An 18,310-nucleotide genomic window follows, 5' to 3' on the forward strand; every position below is an offset into this window, starting at 1 on the left:
CAATCTGGGCCAGGCCATCCTCGTTCCGGGGTATCACCCACCGATGTCAGAGACTGTTGGGAAGGCTAACCTTCATACATGTTCCGTCGCGTAACCCTCTGTCTCATCGCCCTCGGACTCCTCGTCGTCGCCGGGTGCTCCAGCAACTCGAACAGCGACGAGACGTCGCCGTCCGGCGCGGCATCCGGCTCGTATCCGGTCACCGTCGAGACCAAGTTCGGGCCGGTGACCATCGAGGAGCCACCGACTCGAGTCGTCGCGCTCGGATGGGGCGACGCGGAAACGGCACTGGCACTCGGGGTACAGCCCGTCGGAGCCAGCGACTGGCTCGACTTCGGCGGCGACGGGGTCGGCCCCTGGGCAGCCGGCCTGTACGACACCGCCCCGGAGATCATCGCCACCCGGGAGCCCTCGTTCGAGCAGATCCTGGCCCTCGAACCCGATCTCATCCTCGACACCAAGAGTTCCGGCGATCAGAAGCGATACGACACCCTGAAGGAGATCGCGCCGACCGTCGCGCTGCCCGCGGGAGCGGACAATTACAAGACAACGCTGGAGCAGCAGGTGACGCTGGTCTCGCAGGCACTCGGCGTTCCGGAGAAGGGCAACGAACTCGTTGCTCAGCTGGACACCCGCTTCGCGGACGTCGCGGCGCAGAACCCCGACTTCCAGGGCAAGACGGTGACCGTCGCGGCGCGATCCGGGAACGGGTGGGGTGCCTACGCACCCGACACCGAGCGGGTGGCCTTCATGCGCAAACTCGGATTCGTCGCCAACCCGGCGATCGATCCCGCCGACGCCGAGGGCTTCTCGATCCCCATCGCCGAAGAGAACCTGCAGCTGCTCGACGCCGACATGGTGGTCGTCTTCCCCATCGGACGTAGCGCCGCCGAGGTCGAGGCAGAACCCGTCTTCCGGGCGGTCCCGGCAGTGGCGGCCGGCCGCTACCTCGTGTTCGACGACACGACGATCTCGCGTGCCTACTCCACCAACTCGGTGCTGTCGGTCCGATACGCACTCGATACCGTGCCCCCACTGGTCGCCGAGCGCGTCGGGTAGGGCCGCACTAGTACAGGTGCGAGCGGTACTCCTCTTGCCTGCGTGGCCGACCCGGATCGACCGGAAGCGCATGTTGCTCGGCGATCATGTCGCGAACCGTGGGGACCTCGTCGGGATCGGCGAACCGTTCGGGGTTCCAGAGATCTGATCGCAGCACCGCCCTGGCGCAATGGACGTAGACCTCATCGACGTCGACCACCACCGCCAGCGTCGCCGGCTTGCCCTTGATCGCCATGGCGCTGCACAGATCAGGATCTGTGCTCAGGCTCGCGCGGCCGTTCACCCGCACGACCTCGTCGATTCCCGGGACCAGGAACAGCACGCCCACATGCGGATTGGCAAGGATGTTCCGATAAGAATCGACCCGCTTGTTTCCCGGGCGATCGGGCAGCACGAGGGTGCGATCGTCTCGGACGAGCACCACCGAGTCGAGGTCGCCGCGCGGCGACGAATCGCAATTGCCGTCGGCGTCTGCAGTCGCCAGTACGAAGAACCGTGCGTGCGAGATGAAGTCGACGATCAGCGGCGTCAGGAACGTGGTGTGTTTGCTCAGCACGGTCGGATGCGCGGCCCCGAGGACACCTTCGAGATCGGCGAGTGTGGTGATCGCGTGCGGGTCGGGGCCCTGCGGCTCTGCTGAGTCCTGCTCGACCATCTACTTGCCTGCAGCTGCAGCCAGTTGGGGCACCAACTGACCGACGCCCCATTCGAGGCTGATCGGTGACGGGAAGGCCAGTGCGAACGGGACGCCATCGGTCTTGGGGACCGTCGCGACTGCGCCGCGCTCGACCGCAGGCAGTTGGTTCCACAGAGCCTGGGAGTCGAGGACCTGGACCTGCTCGGCGTTGTCAGGGACCACCCAGAGCAGGTCCGCTTCGAGCGCGGACACGTTCTCCCAGGCGACTTTTCCCTTGCCGTTGTCGCAGTCCACGGTCTGCGCGTACGCACTCAACTCGAGTCCCAGATCCTTCATCACCCGGGCCATGTTGTCATCTTGCGAGCACAGCACGAACATCCCCTCGGCCGAGGGCGAGATGATCGCGTTGTACGACTTGCCTGCGAGCGCCGGATTGTCGGTGCGCGCGGACGCGATCACACCATCCGCGGTCTTGATGCTCGTCTCCGCCTCGTCCGTACGATCGAGCACCTGCCCGACCTTGCGCACACTGTCCTGCCAGGCGTCGGCATTCGGTTTGCTGTCGAAGTGCACGACGGGCGCAATCGAACTCAGCGAATCGTAGGTCTGCTGATCGAGTCCGTAGAAACCGGTCGCGACGATCAGATCGGGATCAAGAGCTGCCACCGACTCGAGACTGATGTCCTTCGTCGGGGTGGCGAGCGTCGGGGTGTCGGCCGGGTAGCGACCCTCTTCCCATGGGTAGATGCCCGTCCCACCGGTCGTCGGATCGGTGGCTGTGGCCTTGGGGATTGCCACCGGGGTGACGTCGACGGACAGCAAGAAGTCGGCGTCCGTCGTCGACAGTGCCACCACCCGCTCGGGCGTCTGCTCGACGACCGCGTCACCGAACGCCCCGGTCACGGTGATCGCTGCGTCGCCTCCCGACGATGACTCTCCGTCATCGCTCGAACACGCGACGGGTAGCAGTAGCGCGGTGGCCAGTACCGCCAGCCGCGCGACGGTCGAGAAGGTTCGGTTCTGGGACTTCATGGGTACTCCTGTCTAATGCCGCACCAGCGGGATCACAAGTGGCGTATGCGATTCCGGATCGTCGATGATCCGGCAGGGCAGCCCGAACACGTCATGGACGAGATCGGCGGTGATGATGTCGGCGGGCCTGCCCTCCGCGACGATCGCACCGTCCTTCATGGCGATGATGTGATCGGCGTACCGGCAGGCGTGGTTGAGGTCGTGGAGTACGGCGACGAGCGTGCGGCCCTTGGTCTTGTTGAGTTCGGAGCACAACTCGAGCAGGTCGATCTGGTAGGCGATGTCGAGGAAGGTCGTCGGCTCGTCCAGCAGCATCAGCGGGGTCTGCTGGGCCAGCACCATCGCCACCCAGACACGTTGGCGCTGGCCGCCGGACAATTCGTCCACCAGTCGGCCGGACAGCTCGGTCACGCCCGTCGAGACCATCGCCTCGACCACCGCTGCCTCGTCGTCCTTGGACCACTGCCTGATCAGTTTCTGGTGCGGATAGCGGCCGCGCGCAACGAGATCGGCGACCCTGATGCCATCGGGGGCGATCGACGACTGCGGCAGCAGACCGAGCCGGCGAGCAACCTCTTTCGCCGGGTAGGAGCTGATCGCCTTGCCGTCGAGCAACACGGATCCGGAACTCGGCGCCAGCAGGCGCGACAGCGCACGGAGCAGAGTCGATTTGCCACACGCGTTCGGTCCGACGATGACGGTGAACGCGCCGTCCGGGATGTCGACACTGAGCGATTCACTGATGACCCGCTTGTCGTATCCGATGGTCACGTCTTTGGCCTGCAACCGTGAGCCGCGCGCAGCGACCTGTGACGTAGCGTCCACCGGATTGTCGGCGACCTTGTTCATGTCCATGCATCAAGCCTTGTCTAGGAGGGGGTGCGGATGTTCCGTGGTGCTCGCCGGGCTCACTGTCTGCGCGCCTCTCTGGCGAGCAGCCAGACGAGATACAGACCGCCGATCGACACCGTGACGACGCCGACGGGCAGCTGCGTCGGCTGGAAGGCACGCTGGGCGATGAAGTCGCTCGCGACGAGCAGCAGTGCTCCCATCGCGGCCGCGGGCGCGAACGCCACCCCCGGAGTCCTGGTCAGTCTGCGGGCCAACTGTGGCGCGGCCAATGACACGAAGGCAATCGGTCCCGCAGCTGCCGTGGCGACGGCGGTCAGCGCGACGCCCAGGATGATCAGGGCCAGTCGGGTCGGCTCGGCCCGGATCCCGAGTGCCTTCGCGGCGTCATCCCCCAGATCCAGCATCGGCATCCGGTAGGACGCGAGGACGAGTAGTGGTACCAGCACCGCCACGATGATCAGCACCGGACGGGCCTGCGACCACCCGAGCCCGTTGAGCGATCCCGCCCCCCACACCGCCGCCGACATCGCGTCCTCCAGGTCGGCCTTGAGGATCAGCCAGGTGTTCACCGACGCCAGCACGGCACTGACCGCGATACCGACGATGATCAGGCGAAAACCCTGGACTCCCCGCTTGAAGGCCAGCAGGTACACCAGCAGAGCGGTCACGATGCCGCCGACGAGAGCCCCGATCGCGGTGCCGTAGTAGCCGCCGCCCCCGATGACCAAGATGACCACCAACGCACCCGAATAGGCGCCGGTGTTGAAGCCGATGATGTCCGGGCTGCCGAGCGGGTTCCGCGTGATCGACTGGAAGATCGCACCGCTGACACCGAGCGCGCCGCCGAGGACCAGGGCCAACAGCACCCTGGGCATCCGCCACTCGGTCACCACCAGTTCCTCGATCCGGGTGCCCTCGCCGAAGATCGCCTGCACCACCCGGTCCGGGGACACGGGATAGTCGCCGGTGCCCAAGGCGAGTACCGCCACCACCAGCGCGAGGGCAACCAGTGCGGCGACCACCGTGACGGCGCGCAGGTCGACTCTCCCGGAGGGGGTACCGCCGGGGCTGCGAAGAATCGTGATCCGGCGACCGAAGTCGATGGATGAGGGAGTCCCGATGCTCACAGGCCGCTCGCCTTCCCGCGGCGGACCAGGAAGATCAGGACCGGCGCCCCTACGAAGGCCGTCACGATACCGACCTGCATCTCGCCGGGCCGGATGATGACCCGACCGATCACATCGGACAGCAGCACCAGGATCGGGGCGCCGACCAGCGTGTATGCCAGAATCCAGCGCTGATCGGGACCGACGATCCAGCGGGCGATGTGCGGGATCATCAGACCGACGAATCCGATGGGGCCGGCTGCTGCGGTGGCGGCACCGCAGAGCAGCGTCACGGCGATCACGCCGATGACCCGGGTGCGGGTGACGTTCGCCCCGAGTGATCGCGCGAGGTCATCCCCCATGGCCACTGCGTTGAGCGGGCGGGCGATGACAAACGCGAGCACCAACCCGACGACGATGAAGGGCGCCACCGCACCCGAGACGTCCAGTCCGCGACCGGCGATCGAGCCCGCATTCCAGAATCGCATCTGATCGAAGGCCTGCGGATCGAGCAGGATCAGTCCGGTGGTGACACCGGTGAGCACGGCGCCGATGGCCACCCCGGCCAGCGTCAGACGAATCGGGGTGGCGCCGCCTCGACCCACCGAGCCGAGCGCGTAGACGACGACGGTCACCACCACCGCCCCGGCGAAGGCGAACCAGATGTATGCCCAGATGCCGGTGAATCCGAGGACGCCCACCGCGAGCGCCACCGCGAAGGCCGCGCCGGCGTTCACGCCGAGGATTCCCGGGTCGGCCAACGGGTTGCGGGTCATCGCCTGGATCAGCGCGCCACCCACCCCCAAGGCCATCCCGACGAGCAGTCCGAGCACGGTCCGCGGTATCCGCAGGTCACGGATGATGATGTGGTCGCCCGAGTTGTTGTAGGACCACAGTGCATCCCACACCGTCCCGAACGGGATGTCCTTGGCTCCGATGGCGATGCTGAGCAGGCAGACCAGGGCCAGCAGCGCAACGCCGACCAGCCAGCCGAGTGCGCGTCGGGCGTTGGTCCGGGCCAGCCCCTGCGAACTCGGCTGGGCAGCGGCGGCGCCGCTACCTTTGACCAGGCTCACCCGGGTCCGGCGGTCGGCGCTGACACTCACGGCCGAACCCGGCGAATGTAGTCCCGCATCCTCGCCCCATCCATTGTAGGTATAGCTCACCTTAGTCAAACCAGCCATCGCGGCTTGCGTGTGCCCGCGTTGCTAACCTCGTCAGGCACGCGTGCCCGCGTTGCTAACCTCGTCAGGCAACTGGGCGTCCGCGGAGAAGGGAGACGACTATCCCCCCGTCCTCTTCCCACACCCGGGCCGACGTACCGAACTTCGTACTGTCGCGTCCCACCGACCACGTGTCGGCCTTCGGAGCGGACGTCAGGTTCGACACCGTCGACGCCGCCAGAGCCGCGTTGTACAACCGCACGCACGAACACATCGTCGGAGCTCTCCCGTTCGATCCCGCCGGTCCCGCCGCGCTCACCGCACCCGCCCGTGTCGTACGGAGAGATGTCCGGTGGCAACCAGATGCCCCGACGCTGCCCGCTGTGACGATCGACGGCTTCGACCCCGAACCCGATGAACACGTACGCCGGGTCGCCACTGCGATCCGGGTGCTCTCCGACCCGCACGCCACGCTCGCGAAAGTGGTCCTGGCGCGCACCGTGATCCTGCGGGCAAGCGAATGCATCGACCCCCTCGATCTGCTCACGCGTCTGGTGGCGGCCGACCCGGGCAGCAACGGCCTACTCGTCGATCTCTCGCCCGCGGGCCCGCCGTACACCGGCGCGCACCTGATCGGGTCCAGCCCGGAACTGCTTGTGCGCAAGTCCGGTTCGGCAGTCATCTGCCACCCGCTCGCCGGGTCCGCGCCGCGAGCCGCAGACGCTGCCGAGGACCGGGCGAACGGACAGATGCTGGCAGCGTCGGCCAAAGACCAGCGTGAACACGCGTTTGTCGTCGACGCGATGGCGACGGCGCTCGCGCCGTTGTGCAGCGACCTCGATGTGCCGGCGACACCCACCCTGACCCAGACCCCGAACATGTGGCATCTGGGCACCCGCATCGTCGGGACCGTTCGCGATCCGGAGACCACGGCCCTCGACCTCGCCGTCGCCCTACACCCCACCCCCGCCGTCTGCGGCACGCCGACCGCCGCCGCGCGAGAGTTCATCCTGGCCAACGAGGGTGACCGCGGGTTTTACGCGGGCGCTGTCGGCTGGTGCACCGGCGCAGGCGACGGGGAGTGGATGGTCGGCATCCGCTGCGCAGAACTGTCTGCGGACGGCCTGACGATCCGGGCGTCGGCGGGCGGTGGCATCGTCTCCGGCTCGGACCCACAACTCGAACTCGCCGAGACGTCGGCCAAACTCCGGACGATCCTCTCCGCGCTGGGACGATGAACGTGGGGCAGTCGAACTCGATTGCGGATAGGCTGAACTCTCGGATGTCGACGTTCACGAAAGGCTCGGTGCATGTCTGATTCGAAGACGGCGGCACCGATGTCGAAGACCGCGTGGACCATGCTGCTGCCCTGGCTCGACGAATACCGATCGGGCCCTTCGATCTTGGCCAGCAACGAGTTGATCCCCAACGCGTGGCTCGACGGTAGCCCCGCGGACGCATTGAACACCGAGAACTTCAGCCGATTCTGCGAATTGGTCGCGCTGCGCCACCTGCAGGATCGCGGCGACGCCATCCTCGCCGACGACTTCCCGACCGTCGGGGCCGCTACTGCGCTGTCTGCTCTCGCGCTGGGTAGACACAGCGAAAAAGCGTTACAGGACAACAAGATCTTCACCGTCGGCGACATTCTCCCCGTATCCGCGAACCACCTGCTGGGGTTGCCGCAGGTCGGCAGGGCCACAGTTGTCGACGTGGTCGCGGCGCTGGTCGCCCAGGCGACCCGAACCCCGCAGGGTGCCGACGACCGCAGCGGCGGAAGGATTCTCACCGACCCATCCCTCGCCGCGTTCATCGAGTCGGTCGATGACCGGGACCGAATCATATTGCACGAGCGGATCTTCGCCGCCAAGCCGCGCACCCAGTCCGATCTGGCCAAACAGATGGGACTCTCGCGCGAACGGGTCAACCAGATCGACCGCACCCTGCGACTGCAGTTGTCGGAGACCGTCGGCGCGTCCGTCGACCTGCGCCGGTTGCTCGCCGAAACGGTGGCGCTCGCCGATCCGCTGGCCGACGCCGCGCAGGTCGCCGAAGCACTCCCGTTGTTCGCCACAGAGATTCCCGCACTGGGGGTTTCGGTCGGCCAGTTGCTCATCGCCGGGTCCAACGACCTCGCCGGCGTCAATGGTTGGATCATGAGCCGGCCGCCCTCACAGATCGCTGACCTGGTCGGCGAGATCCTCGATTCGCACACCGGCGACGAGAGACTGGTACCCATCCGGGCAGTCGCCACAGGATTGAACCTCTCCGATTCCGAGGCCGTGCGGTGGCTGACGAACAGCGGCTACACGGTGCTGGACGACCACGTGGTCAACGGCCCCACCTCGACGGGTGATCTGGTCTGCGGCGTTCTCTCGATCGCAGGCAAACCCCGGACTTTCGATGAGATCCTGTCGGGGTTGGCCGGCGAACCGCGGTCACGATCGAGTGTGCGCAACGCGCTGGTCACCGACGATCGCATCGTCAAGACCGACCGCACGACCTACGGGCTGCGGCGGTGGGGCGGCGAGAAGTACCTGCCGGTCCATCGTCAGATCGGTCGCATCCTCGACGACGCGGGCGGCAAGATCGAGATCGCCGACCTGGTGGCGCAGATCAGCGCGAAGTACGACGTGACCGAATCGAGCATTCGCGCCTACGCAGGGGCGGGCGAGTTCGTGATGCGCGACGACGTCGTCAGCCGCCGCAGCGAGCGCTACGTCCACCGCAAATCTCCCGCGAAGACCCGGTCGCTGTATCGCGACGGCGACACCATCCGCTGGGCGACCACCGTCGGTGCGGCACACCTGAAGGGGTCGGCGTTCAACATCCCCTCGGCACTCGCAGGACTCGTGGGTGTCGGCCCGGGCAACCCGGTGAAGCTGCAGTCGCGTCTCGGACCGCAGTCCCTGATGTGGGTATCGGTACAGGCGCGGGTGGGCACCATCAAGCGATTCGCGGTCGACCTCGGTCTTGCGCTGGGCGATCCGATCTTCTTGGAGTTCACCCCAGGTGGGTTCGACGTGAAACGTCAACGCCAGGGTCCCTCCACCGATCCGGTGGAGGCAATCTTCACGCGGCTCGGTCGAGCGCCGGAAGGCACGCTTGGCCGCGCCGAACTCGTCGAGGTGCTGGCCGGCTCGCTGTTCCTGCCGCCGGACTCTGACTCCGCCACGGTCATCGCTGCTCTGCGCCACCGGAAGGAATCGGAGCTGGAAGCGCTCGTGAGTGCCGCTCTCAGCTGACCGGACGCAGCTGTGCGGGCGCGTAGGCGTCGTCCCACACGAACTCGTAGACAGGCGGGTCCGCCGGGGTCTGCCGCGTCAGCCCGCGGCGCCGCAGGACCACCTCGGGTAACACCTCACCGTCGGGAAGAACCATGCGTGGACGACTCGAAGCCCACGTGGCAGAGTCTGCGACCCGCACGAGATCGTGCATGAGCAGAGGCGGGGCGAACAGCACCGAGACATCTCCCGCGGCCATCTCTCCCCACACCGTTCCGGAGTCATCGAACGGCGGCACGACATGCACGCAAGAAGCGGATGCGGCACATGCCAATACGAGAAGCACCGCCGACGGAGAGCTCCACGGCCCACAGATCGCTGCGCGCGCACCCGAATGGAGGTCGAGGTTTTCCTGCAGGCCGCCGATGTGATCGGCCACCTCGGCGACCGGCCAGAAACGGAAACCGAGATCATTGAGGAAGAGTCCGGATTCGACGTGCAGCTGCGACTGCGCCGCCACCACGATCAGCGTGAACTCCTCGGCGACGTCGTACATCGGGCACCCGTCGTCGCCGCAGAGGACCTCGACGGTCTCTTCCAGGAAGCAGTCCTCACCGCGGTGGGAGACAAGGAAATGCAGGTCCAGATCCCCGGCAGCGGTGGCAGCGGTCTCGTCGAACGGGTCGATGGGTACGACGACGGTGTCCAGGCGCACCAGCGCATGGAAGGCGAGAAGGAACTCCCACCCGCCGTGGATACAGATACCGACGCGCTGACGGGGCGCAACACCCCGGGCGGCCAGGTCGTCGCTCAACCATTGCACGGACTCGTCGAAGCGTTCGAAATCGGTTTCGTGATCACCACTGACGACTGCCGGACGGTGGTAGTGACGGTCGACGGCGTCGTCCAAAATGGTGTTCAGCTGTGCTGCACCCATTGCCAGGCCCTTCTCGTAAAAAGCTTCCCCACGTGCTCATCTGAGTAGAGATTGCTGCACCCCGCAGTCACACCTTGCGGGTTAGGCAAGACAAACCTAACACTCAGAACGACAGACGGCCAGCGACCACATGACCGTCACGTGCAACGCGCCGCCGCCGGCACCGCCGAGCCCCCTTCCGCCCGCGATCGGGCGCATCAGCTCCGGTACTCGACGACCTTCGCTCCCCATCCGAGCGAGTCGACGTACGCCACCTCAGCACCGGCCGCAGTGATGAGCTTCCGCAACTCGGCCTCGGTACGGAACCCCGATCCGAACACGCACAGCCGCAGGAGATCGTCTTCGGTCTCGTGGTCGTTGGTGGTCGCCGGGTCCAGCAGTCGGGTCGGGATCACCACCCGGTCCGCCGACCGCGCATACGCGGCCAGCGCGACGACCGCGTCATCGTCCGGCAGATTCTCGACGATGCCCGCCGCCAGCAACAGATCCACCTTGTCCGGCAGCGGCGCAAGGTGACTGCCTGCGATGCGCCTGACCGACGGTCGGCGCTCGGCCACGACGTCACCGAGCATGCGCTCCGTGAGAGACGGAAGACCCACGACGCCGACGTCGAGCGACGGAAACGTTCGCAGGATCGCATCGGCGTACGGGCCGCCGCCTTCTCCGGCCACGGCCACGGTGCGGACGCCGTCGAACGAGATCGCACCGGACAGCGCCGGTGCCAGGTAGACCGGCCACTCGACCATCTCGCCGTGCAACTGACCCGCCCGCACCGGATCTTCTTGCCAGGCGGGAATCGGCATCCCGCCGATCCCCACCGGTCGTCCCGTGCGGATGACATCGACCAGATCGACAAACGACAACTGCATCTGGGACTGCACCGAATCCACTCTGAGTTCCTCGACCCAGGGGGCGTCGGGATCGGCGAGCACAACGCCTTCCTCGGTCAATGAGAAGGTCTCACCGTCGCGGAGCAGTAATCCCATCGCTGCGAGATGTCGCACGAGCTTGAGCAAGGGTTCGGCCCGAACTCCGCAGGCGGCCGCGATGTCCTGCGCTGTTGTCGCCCCCGCGTCGATCTCGGTGAAGACCCCCAGGGTCACCGCGGCGCGTAAGGCGAACGGCGGCAACACCTCCGAGTACTCGTGGATCGCCTCGAAGGGATCCGGACCCGCGGCCGACACATCGACCAACTGCGGATCACCCTCCACGGTGGTGACCCTGCGCTCCCGCCAGTAGCCCGAGATGTCGGTGAACTCTTTGGGAATGCCTTTGTCCCGCTTGGCCCATCGACGCAGGGGTTTGACGGTCAGCGTCTCGCCGGCGACCCACAGATAGACCTGACCGTCGCGCCAGCGGACGGATTGGATCGTTTCGGCGAGGCGCGATCGGCCGCCTGTCTCGCTGCGATAGAGCCAGATGATGTCGACCGGTGCCGCACTGCTCAGTTCCTGACGATGCGACGGGTCGGCCACCTCGATCACGACGGTCGCGGGCAGCGTCTGCGGCAACTTCTCGAGACAGTGTCCGATGGCAGGCAGGGCGGTCTCGTCCCCGCCGATCAACATCCAGTCCGCGGCGGTCGGCAGGCCGGCCGAATGCTTCGGTCCGGCAACCAGGATCTTCTCGCCCGGCGTGGTCCGGCGCGCCCACGTGGAGGCCAGACCCGACTCGTGAAGCGCGAAATCGATGGCCAGTTCTCCTGTTTCGGCATCGAACGAGCGCACTGTGTACGTGCGGGTGTATTCGAAGCTTCCCGGGGTCCACTCCACCAGACCCGTTGTGGTGTTTCGTGGAACCTCGAACGGGAACCCGCCGGTGACGGGGTCGGGCGGCATGATCTTCACGTCATCGTCGAAGCCGGTCGTCTGCACCGCGGGAATCCGAACGCCGTCGCGTACGTGCTCTCCGATCGCGGGCCCACCCAGCACGACCCGCCGCATCCCCGGCGTCACGTCCCACACCCGCAGCACGTCGAACTCACGCAGACAGATGGGGCTCACGGACAACTCGCGCACGGTGCCGGTCATCGATCCTCCATCATCTAGCCTATCCCTAGTCGTGCGATCCATGTGTCGAGCAGATCGCCGGCCGATTCCGGGCCGAGCACATGCAGGTCGAGACCGTCCGCGGTGAACTCATACCGGGCGACCACGCGGTACAGCCCCTCGAAACCCTCCGAACACGCAGGATCGGTCATCCTGCCGTGCAACTGCGTGAGCAGCACCGCCGGCGGGGGTACCCGGCGCAGCTTCTTGCGTCCGGTCTTGTTCTGGAAGCGCAGCAGGTCGTACCAGGGTGCGTAGGTCGGAGTTGCGGACTGCTCTGCGCCCGCGAGCCGCGGGTAGGCCGCGGTGAAGGCACCCGGCACCTCGTTCTCCGCTGCCAGATGCGTCCGCAGATCCCATTCCAGATCGACGGGGCGGTCGGGGTACGACCAGTCCGCGACGGCGGCGAGGAACGCACGCTCGACCGATTCTCGCTGAGCCTGAGCGGATTCCGATGTCCACTGCACGGTCACCTCGCGCGTGGCGAGATGACGGCCGGCATCCGGCTCCTCGACCTCGGCCACCGGCAACGCGAGCAGGCTCGCGACCGAATCGGCGAGCACGGTGTCGGCCTCGGCCGATTGCGCCAGGTCTGCCAGTTCCTCCGCCGCATCGGACGTCGACCGGCGAGGAGCCCGATTCCCCGCGTCGGCACCGTCGAGATGAGCCGCCAACGCGGCGGTCACGCGATGGAGGGTGCAGCGGTCCGCGACCACACCGTGCACTGCGACCACCAGGTGGGCACCATCGGCCGACGTCACCTGAGCGACATGCAGACCGCGGCCTGTCGTGATGTCGACGCGTTCGAGCACATCGGCCCGTACGGCACGGATGGCCTGCGCCGCCGGCACATCGGATCGATCGTGTTCTGTGACCGCACCGACCTCGAAACCTTCCGCGTACGGTTCGGCCTCCGTCGTCCACAGCAATCGGTGACGTGGCGTCACCCGGTATAGAAGACAATCGAACTCGCGCAGCAGCCGGCCGACCGCCGACCGCAGCTCCGCGGAGCCCGCCCGCTGCGGGAGGTCGAGAACCTCGGTCAGGACATGGTCCTCGATCGCCAGGTCGGCGAGCCGCAACCGGTGCTGGGTGACGGTGGGTGTGAGCGCCGACGTCTGCGGGTCCGGCTGGGGCGCTGTATTTTCGGCGGTCGCAACCGTTCTTCCCTCCGCCAGCCGCGCGGGCGTGCGGAGCGCGAAGACGTCGTGGATCGTCAGTGCCGACCCCTCTTCCGACAGACCCTCTCGGGTCGCGCGGCGCACCACCGCGATCGAGGAAATGCTGTCGCCACCGAGGTCGAAGAAGTCGTCGTCGACACCGACAGTCGGTACCCCCAGCGCCTCGGCGAATGCCGATACGAGGATACGTTCCGCCTCACCGGAAGGCTCCCTCGCTGTTCTGGTCCGCGAGCTGAAGTCCGGTGCGGGCAGGGCACTACGATCGAGTTTCCCCGTCGATGTCATGGGTAGCGAGTCGACCACCAGCACAGTCGGCACGACGTGCACGGGCAACACGGCGGACACCGCATCCCGCACCGTGCGCTCGTCGAGCCTGCCACCGGCCGCAGCGGTCACGTATCCCACCAGCCGGTTCGAGCCGGCGGACTCGTGGACGAATGCGGCTGCGGCCCCGACCCCGGCAACGCCCGTCAACGCGGATTCGACCTCTTCGAGCTCGATGCGGACGCCGTTGACCTGGACCTGGAAATCGCTTCGCCCCAGGTAGTGGAGGCGACCGTCGGCCGACCACCGCGCGAGATCACCGGTGCGGTAGAGCCGCGAACCCGCGGGGCCGAAAGGATCTGCGACGAAGCGGGCAGCGGTGAGTGTTTGCCGCCCTTGATAACCCCGTCCCACCTGGGTCCCGCCGACGTAGAGTTCTCCCACTGCTCCCGGCGGCACCGGCCGCAGCCAGGCATCGAGCAGATACGTTGTCGAGCCGGGCACCGGACCGCCGATGGGGACCACGCCGGCGTCACACTCCGCGGGCATCGCGGTATACGCGACGTCACCGGCAACCTCGGAAGAGCCGTACGAGTTCACGATGCCCGCCCCGGGTGCAACAGCAGCAATCGCGTTGACCGCGGCCGGTGCCAGCGGTTCACCGCTACAGATCCACAACTCGACGCCCGCGACCCGCTGCCCTCCCACCTCGGCAACTGCGCGCAACAGGGTCGGGACACCGGTCAACTGGGTGATCCCCTGCGCCGCAACAAGGTCGGCGAGAAGCTCGGCGTCGGACATCTCCGACTCATCGGCGATGACCAGGCCATGGCCTGCCAGCACGGCCCCGAGGACTTCGGTGGACCCGTCGATGAAGCCGATCGAACTCTTGGCGAGCCTCATCCCGGCCCCGTCGTCGGCCCACTGGTCGCGTGCCCACGCGAGCCGGTTGACCAGCGCGGCCTGAGAACCCAGTACGCCCTTGGCTTCACCCGTGGAGCCAGAGGTGTAGACGACGTAGGCGCCGTTGTTCGCCCGGACCGGAGCACGCCGGTCTACGTCGTCGAGCGGATCACCGGACTGCGCGGCGAGCGCACGGACGGTTGCGTCGTCGTCGACCAGGATCACCCGGCCCGGGAGCCGAACTCCGGCCTCTCGCAGGGTTGTTGCGGTCGCGTCGGCCGCGACCATCACCGCAGGCGATGAATCAGCCAGATAGTGCTCGATCCGATCGGCCGGGTGGCGTGTGTCGATGGGCACGTAGACACCGCCGGAAGCAATGACTGCCAGCAGCGCGACCACCAGATCCGGCGACCGCGGGAGCAGCAACGCGACCCGGGTCTCCGGACCGACACCGGCCTCGATCAGCAACCGGGCCAGGCTGTTGACCCGGACACCGAGCTGTTCATACGTCCAGCGGGTGTCCGCCTGCACCAGGGCGAGCGCGGTCGGCGATTCCGTGAACCGCCGCACCAGGAGCTCTGCGACCGAACCGGGCAGCTCGGTGTCCACCGCCGTCTGGTTCCAGCTGTCGACGACGAGTCCGCGATCGTCGGGGCCTGCCATCGTGATCGCCCGGACGCCGGCGACGTCGCGGTGTCCTCCGTCGACGATCATCTCGACGACCGCGAGATACAGATCCGCGATCCGATCGGCCAGTGCGTCGTCGATCGCGGCGCGGTCGTTGGTCAGCGCCACCGACACCGACTCATGCAAGGTGACCAGCGCAGTCAACCGATAGTGCGGTGCCTGGATGTATTCGATAGGTCCCAGATGAAGGTCACCGCCGTCGTTCGGGCGCTGCAGGTTCTCGATCGAGAACAGCGTTTCGAACAACTCCCGAACGCCCAGCGCCGTGTGCAGATCCAGCAGCGGCACGTGCTGATGATCTCCAACGGTGAGCTCCGCGGCGACAAAGCGTTGCACGACATCGTCGATGGTGTCGCCCGGCGACCAGCGGACGCGAGTGGGCACGGTGTTGATCAGCATGCCCACGATTCGGTCGATTCCGTCGACGTCCTCACCACGCCCCGCGGTGGTCGAACCGAAGACCACATCGCTGCGGCTCATCAGAGCACCGACGAGAATGCCCCAGGCCGTGGTCATGACGGTGCCCTCGCTGACCGATCGCGACCGGGCGTAGGCGGTCAGTGCCTGCCGATGGTCGCGGCTCAGCTCGCGGCGCCGGCGGCCGAACCCGGTCCCTGCCGCACCGTCCGGCAGCGCCGCGGAGATCAGTGTCGGGCCGTCGATACCTTCGAGATAGTGCTGCCAGGCCGCCACCTCACGCTCGGGGGTGCGCTCGCGCGACCACCAGCGCAGGAAGTCGCGGTGTTGGGGGGCCGCGGAGTCCAAACTCCCACCGCCATAGGCGGTCACGATGTCGTTCCAGATCAGGGCCACCGACCAGCCGTCGGCGATGAGGTGGTGCACGGTCTGGACGAGTCGATGTCGCCCTTCCCCCAGGGTGATCAGGGTGTAGCGCATGAGCGGGGGCCTGGTGAGGTCGAACCGTCGCTCACGCTCCCGGGCAGCGGTCTGATCGACGAACTCCGCTGCCTCGTCATCATTTCCACCCGGGAAGGTCAGCGTGCGGAATTCCGGGGCGTGTGCAGAGCCGATCACCCCGACGACCCCACCGGACCGGGTCGTGTGAAAGCCGGTCGCCAGGGCACCATGCCGCATGATCACCGAACGGGCGGCCTGCTCGAGTCTGGCCACGTCGACAGGTCCGGACAGCTCGACGATCTGCTGGACCGCGTACGGATCGGGCCCGCGTGAAGCGACAGAGTGAAAGTAGATCCCGGACTGTACCGAGGTCACCGGCAGTACCTCACGCACTTCGCCTGCCGTCGCGGAGATCTCGGCGATCTCCTGGGCATCGAGCTGGACCAGAGGCGATCCGGACTCGGAGTTCTGCGGCTGTGTCACCGACGCGGATTCGGTCAAGACCGTGGCCAACCGTTCGGGGGTCCGATGGGCGACGATGTCCTGTGACCGGAGCCGCAGTCCCTCTGGCCGTAGCGCCAGTGCCACCTTCACCGCGACGATGCTGTCTCCGCCCAGTGCGAAGAAGTCATCGTCGACGCTGACCTTCTCGACTCCGAGGGTGGCGGCGAAGACATCGCACAGGAGCTGCTCACCCGGGGTACGGGGGGCGATCGAGCTGCCGCGTCGAGGTTCGCTCGGCGCAGGCAACGCGCTGCGATCCACCTTGCCGTTCGCGGTGACCGCGAAGGCGTCGAGCACCGTCAGGCTCGTGGGCACCATGTAGTCCGGCAACCGGTCCCGGCACCACATCTCGAGCTCCTCGAGATCAACTGTGGTGCCGAGATTCTGGGTCACATAGCCGACGAGATTGTCGGCTCCCGCACTGTTGCCGGCCAAGGACACGACGGCCTGGCGAACCTTCGGGTGCCCGGAGATGATCACTTCGATCTCTTCGAGTTCGACTCGTCGCCCGCGGATCTTGACCTGGTTGTCCGCCCGGCCCAGAAACTCCAGCGTTCCGTCTTCGCGCCACCTGGCGAGGTCCCCGGTGCGATACATCCGCGACCCGTCTGGGTCGAAGGGATTCGACACGAACTTGGCGGCGGTCAAGGTGGGGTTACCGACATATCCACGGCCCAGCAGGAATCCGGCGGCGTACAGTTCGCCACCGACGCCGATCGGAACCGGTGCCAGATCGTCGTCGAGGACGTACAACTGGGTATGCGGGTTCGGACGGCCAATCGAGGTCGCGATCCTCTCCGCCTGGTCACGGTAGATGACGTGGGATACCCCGATGGTCGCCTCGGCCGGTCCATACCCGTGATACAGGGTGGTGGACAACTGCTCTCGGAACCTACTGAACAGATCAGGGGTCAGGACCTCGCCTCCGCACCAGACGTGCCGGACGGGGGCCAATGCGGAATCTGCCTCGATCGATCTCTCGCGATCGAGGGCCAGCAGGGCATCGAGCATCGATGACACCAGGTACAGATATGTGACCCGTTCGGCGGCGATGAGGTCCAGGAGGTACTCGGGGTCCTTCTCACCACCCGGCGCCGCGACCACCACATACCCGCCGGAGACCAGCGGCAGCAGGATCTCGTTGATCGAGATGTCGAACGCCAGCGGCGCTTTGAACAGCGACGCATCGTCGCGGCCGAACATGAGTATGTGGTCTCGCTGCCACACCAGCCGCTCACAGATGGCCTCGTGGCGGATCATCGCACCCTTCGGGGTGCCGGTCGATCCCGACGTGAAGATCACGTAGGCCAGCTGGGCACCGCGGATGTCGACCGGCGGCAGCGGTGGCGCGGCGCGTTCGAAGTGCCAGTCCCCGAGACTCACGCCGACGGTGTCGACCGGCCAGTCCGATCGATCATCGGGGTCCACGAGCGCGATTGCCACCGCGGCGTCGGCGATCACCTGCCGGCGTCGCGGCATCGGCCACTGCGGATCCACCGGGACGAATGCACCACCAGCGGCCATCGAGGCGAGTACGGCGACGACCATCTCGGCCGATCGGGGCATTCCGATCGCGACGCGGCTTTCGCCGGTCACCCCGGACCGCCGCAGACGATCAGCCAACTCCCCCACCCTGATGGACAGTTCGCGATAGGTCAGCCGCGTTGTTCCGTCGACGAGCGCAAGCGCATCCGGCGTGGCAGCGACAGCCGCAGCGAAGAGATCCGGGACGTTCGTTGTCACCGTCGGCGACGATCGGTCGTTCCACTGCTCGTGCAGCAGCGCCATCTCCCGGCCGGCCGTGTGCGAGTCTCCGGGATGCCCGAATGTCGTCATGTGGTTTAGGCTACCCTAG

The 18,310-nt window shown here is 66.9% G+C and carries 11 protein-coding genes; 3 read left to right on the top strand and 8 right to left on the bottom strand.

The window, feature by feature from the left end:
- Positions 1 to 78: 78 nt before the first annotated feature.
- Positions 79 to 1,059 (top strand): iron-siderophore ABC transporter substrate-binding protein, encoded by a 981-nt coding sequence (locus BH683_RS26660; RefSeq protein ID WP_084839320.1) that lies wholly within the window; start codon positions 79 to 81, stop codon positions 1,057 to 1,059.
- A 7-nt stretch (positions 1,060 to 1,066) separates the two neighbouring features.
- Here the strand turns inward: BH683_RS26660 and BH683_RS26665 are convergent, their stop codons facing one another.
- Genes BH683_RS26665 through BH683_RS26685 form a run of 5 tightly spaced genes read right to left on the bottom strand, consistent with a single transcriptional unit; the run spans position 1,067 to position 5,870 of the window.
- Positions 1,067 to 1,714, bottom strand: a complete 648-nt coding sequence (locus BH683_RS26665; RefSeq protein ID WP_084839321.1) for an MSMEG_1061 family FMN-dependent PPOX-type flavoprotein — start codon at positions 1,712 to 1,714, stop codon at positions 1,067 to 1,069.
- Positions 1,715 to 2,728: an ABC transporter substrate-binding protein gene (locus tag BH683_RS26670; RefSeq protein ID WP_084839322.1), complete on the bottom strand. Its 1,014-nt coding sequence runs from the start codon at positions 2,726 to 2,728 to the stop codon at positions 1,715 to 1,717.
- A gap of 12 nt (positions 2,729 to 2,740) precedes the next feature.
- Complete coding sequence (locus BH683_RS26675) at positions 2,741 to 3,577, bottom strand: ABC transporter ATP-binding protein (protein ID WP_094647809.1); 837 nt, start codon at positions 3,575 to 3,577, stop codon at positions 2,741 to 2,743.
- Between the two features lie 59 nt (positions 3,578 to 3,636).
- Positions 3,637 to 4,707: an iron chelate uptake ABC transporter family permease subunit gene (locus BH683_RS26680; protein WP_084839324.1), complete on the bottom strand. Its 1,071-nt coding sequence runs from the start codon at positions 4,705 to 4,707 to the stop codon at positions 3,637 to 3,639.
- On the bottom strand, positions 4,704 to 5,870 hold the full coding sequence (locus tag BH683_RS26685) for an iron chelate uptake ABC transporter family permease subunit (protein WP_084839325.1): 1,167 nt from the start codon (positions 5,868 to 5,870) through the stop codon (positions 4,704 to 4,706). Before BH683_RS26685 ends, BH683_RS26680 begins: the two co-directional genes overlap by 4 nt.
- 170 nt (positions 5,871 to 6,040) lie before the next feature.
- Here BH683_RS26685 and BH683_RS26690 point away from each other — a divergent pair, with 170 nt between their 5' ends.
- Together BH683_RS26690 and BH683_RS26695 are read left to right on the top strand one after the other, a co-directional pair.
- A complete protein-coding gene (locus BH683_RS26690) occupies positions 6,041 to 7,087 on the top strand; it encodes an isochorismate synthase (protein WP_246833615.1) in 1,047 nt (348 codons plus the stop codon).
- Between the two features lie 72 nt (positions 7,088 to 7,159).
- Positions 7,160 to 9,094 (top strand): sigma factor-like helix-turn-helix DNA-binding protein, encoded by a 1,935-nt coding sequence (locus BH683_RS26695; RefSeq protein ID WP_084839327.1) that lies wholly within the window; start codon positions 7,160 to 7,162, stop codon positions 9,092 to 9,094.
- Here BH683_RS26695 and BH683_RS26700 read toward each other — a convergent pair.
- The 3 genes from BH683_RS26700 to BH683_RS26710 all read right to left on the bottom strand — a co-directional run bounded on the left by BH683_RS26700 (position 9,087) and on the right by BH683_RS26710 (position 18,291).
- On the bottom strand, positions 9,087 to 10,010 hold the full coding sequence (locus tag BH683_RS26700; protein ID WP_084839328.1) for an AMP-binding protein: 924 nt from the start codon (positions 10,008 to 10,010) through the stop codon (positions 9,087 to 9,089). The genes BH683_RS26695 and BH683_RS26700 overlap by 8 nt on opposite strands.
- Positions 10,011 to 10,207: 197 nt before the next feature.
- A complete protein-coding gene (locus BH683_RS26705; RefSeq protein WP_084839329.1) occupies positions 10,208 to 12,040 on the bottom strand; it encodes a siderophore-interacting protein in 1,833 nt (610 codons plus the stop codon).
- A 14-nt stretch (positions 12,041 to 12,054) separates the two neighbouring features.
- Positions 12,055 to 18,291: a non-ribosomal peptide synthetase gene (locus tag BH683_RS26710; protein ID WP_084839330.1), complete on the bottom strand. Its 6,237-nt coding sequence runs from the start codon at positions 18,289 to 18,291 to the stop codon at positions 12,055 to 12,057.
- Between the last annotated feature and the right edge of the window lie 19 nt (positions 18,292 to 18,310).

It is taken from the genome of Williamsia sp. 1138 (genome assembly GCF_002095435.2).
Taxonomy (GTDB): Bacteria; Actinomycetota; Actinomycetes; order Mycobacteriales; family Mycobacteriaceae; genus Williamsia.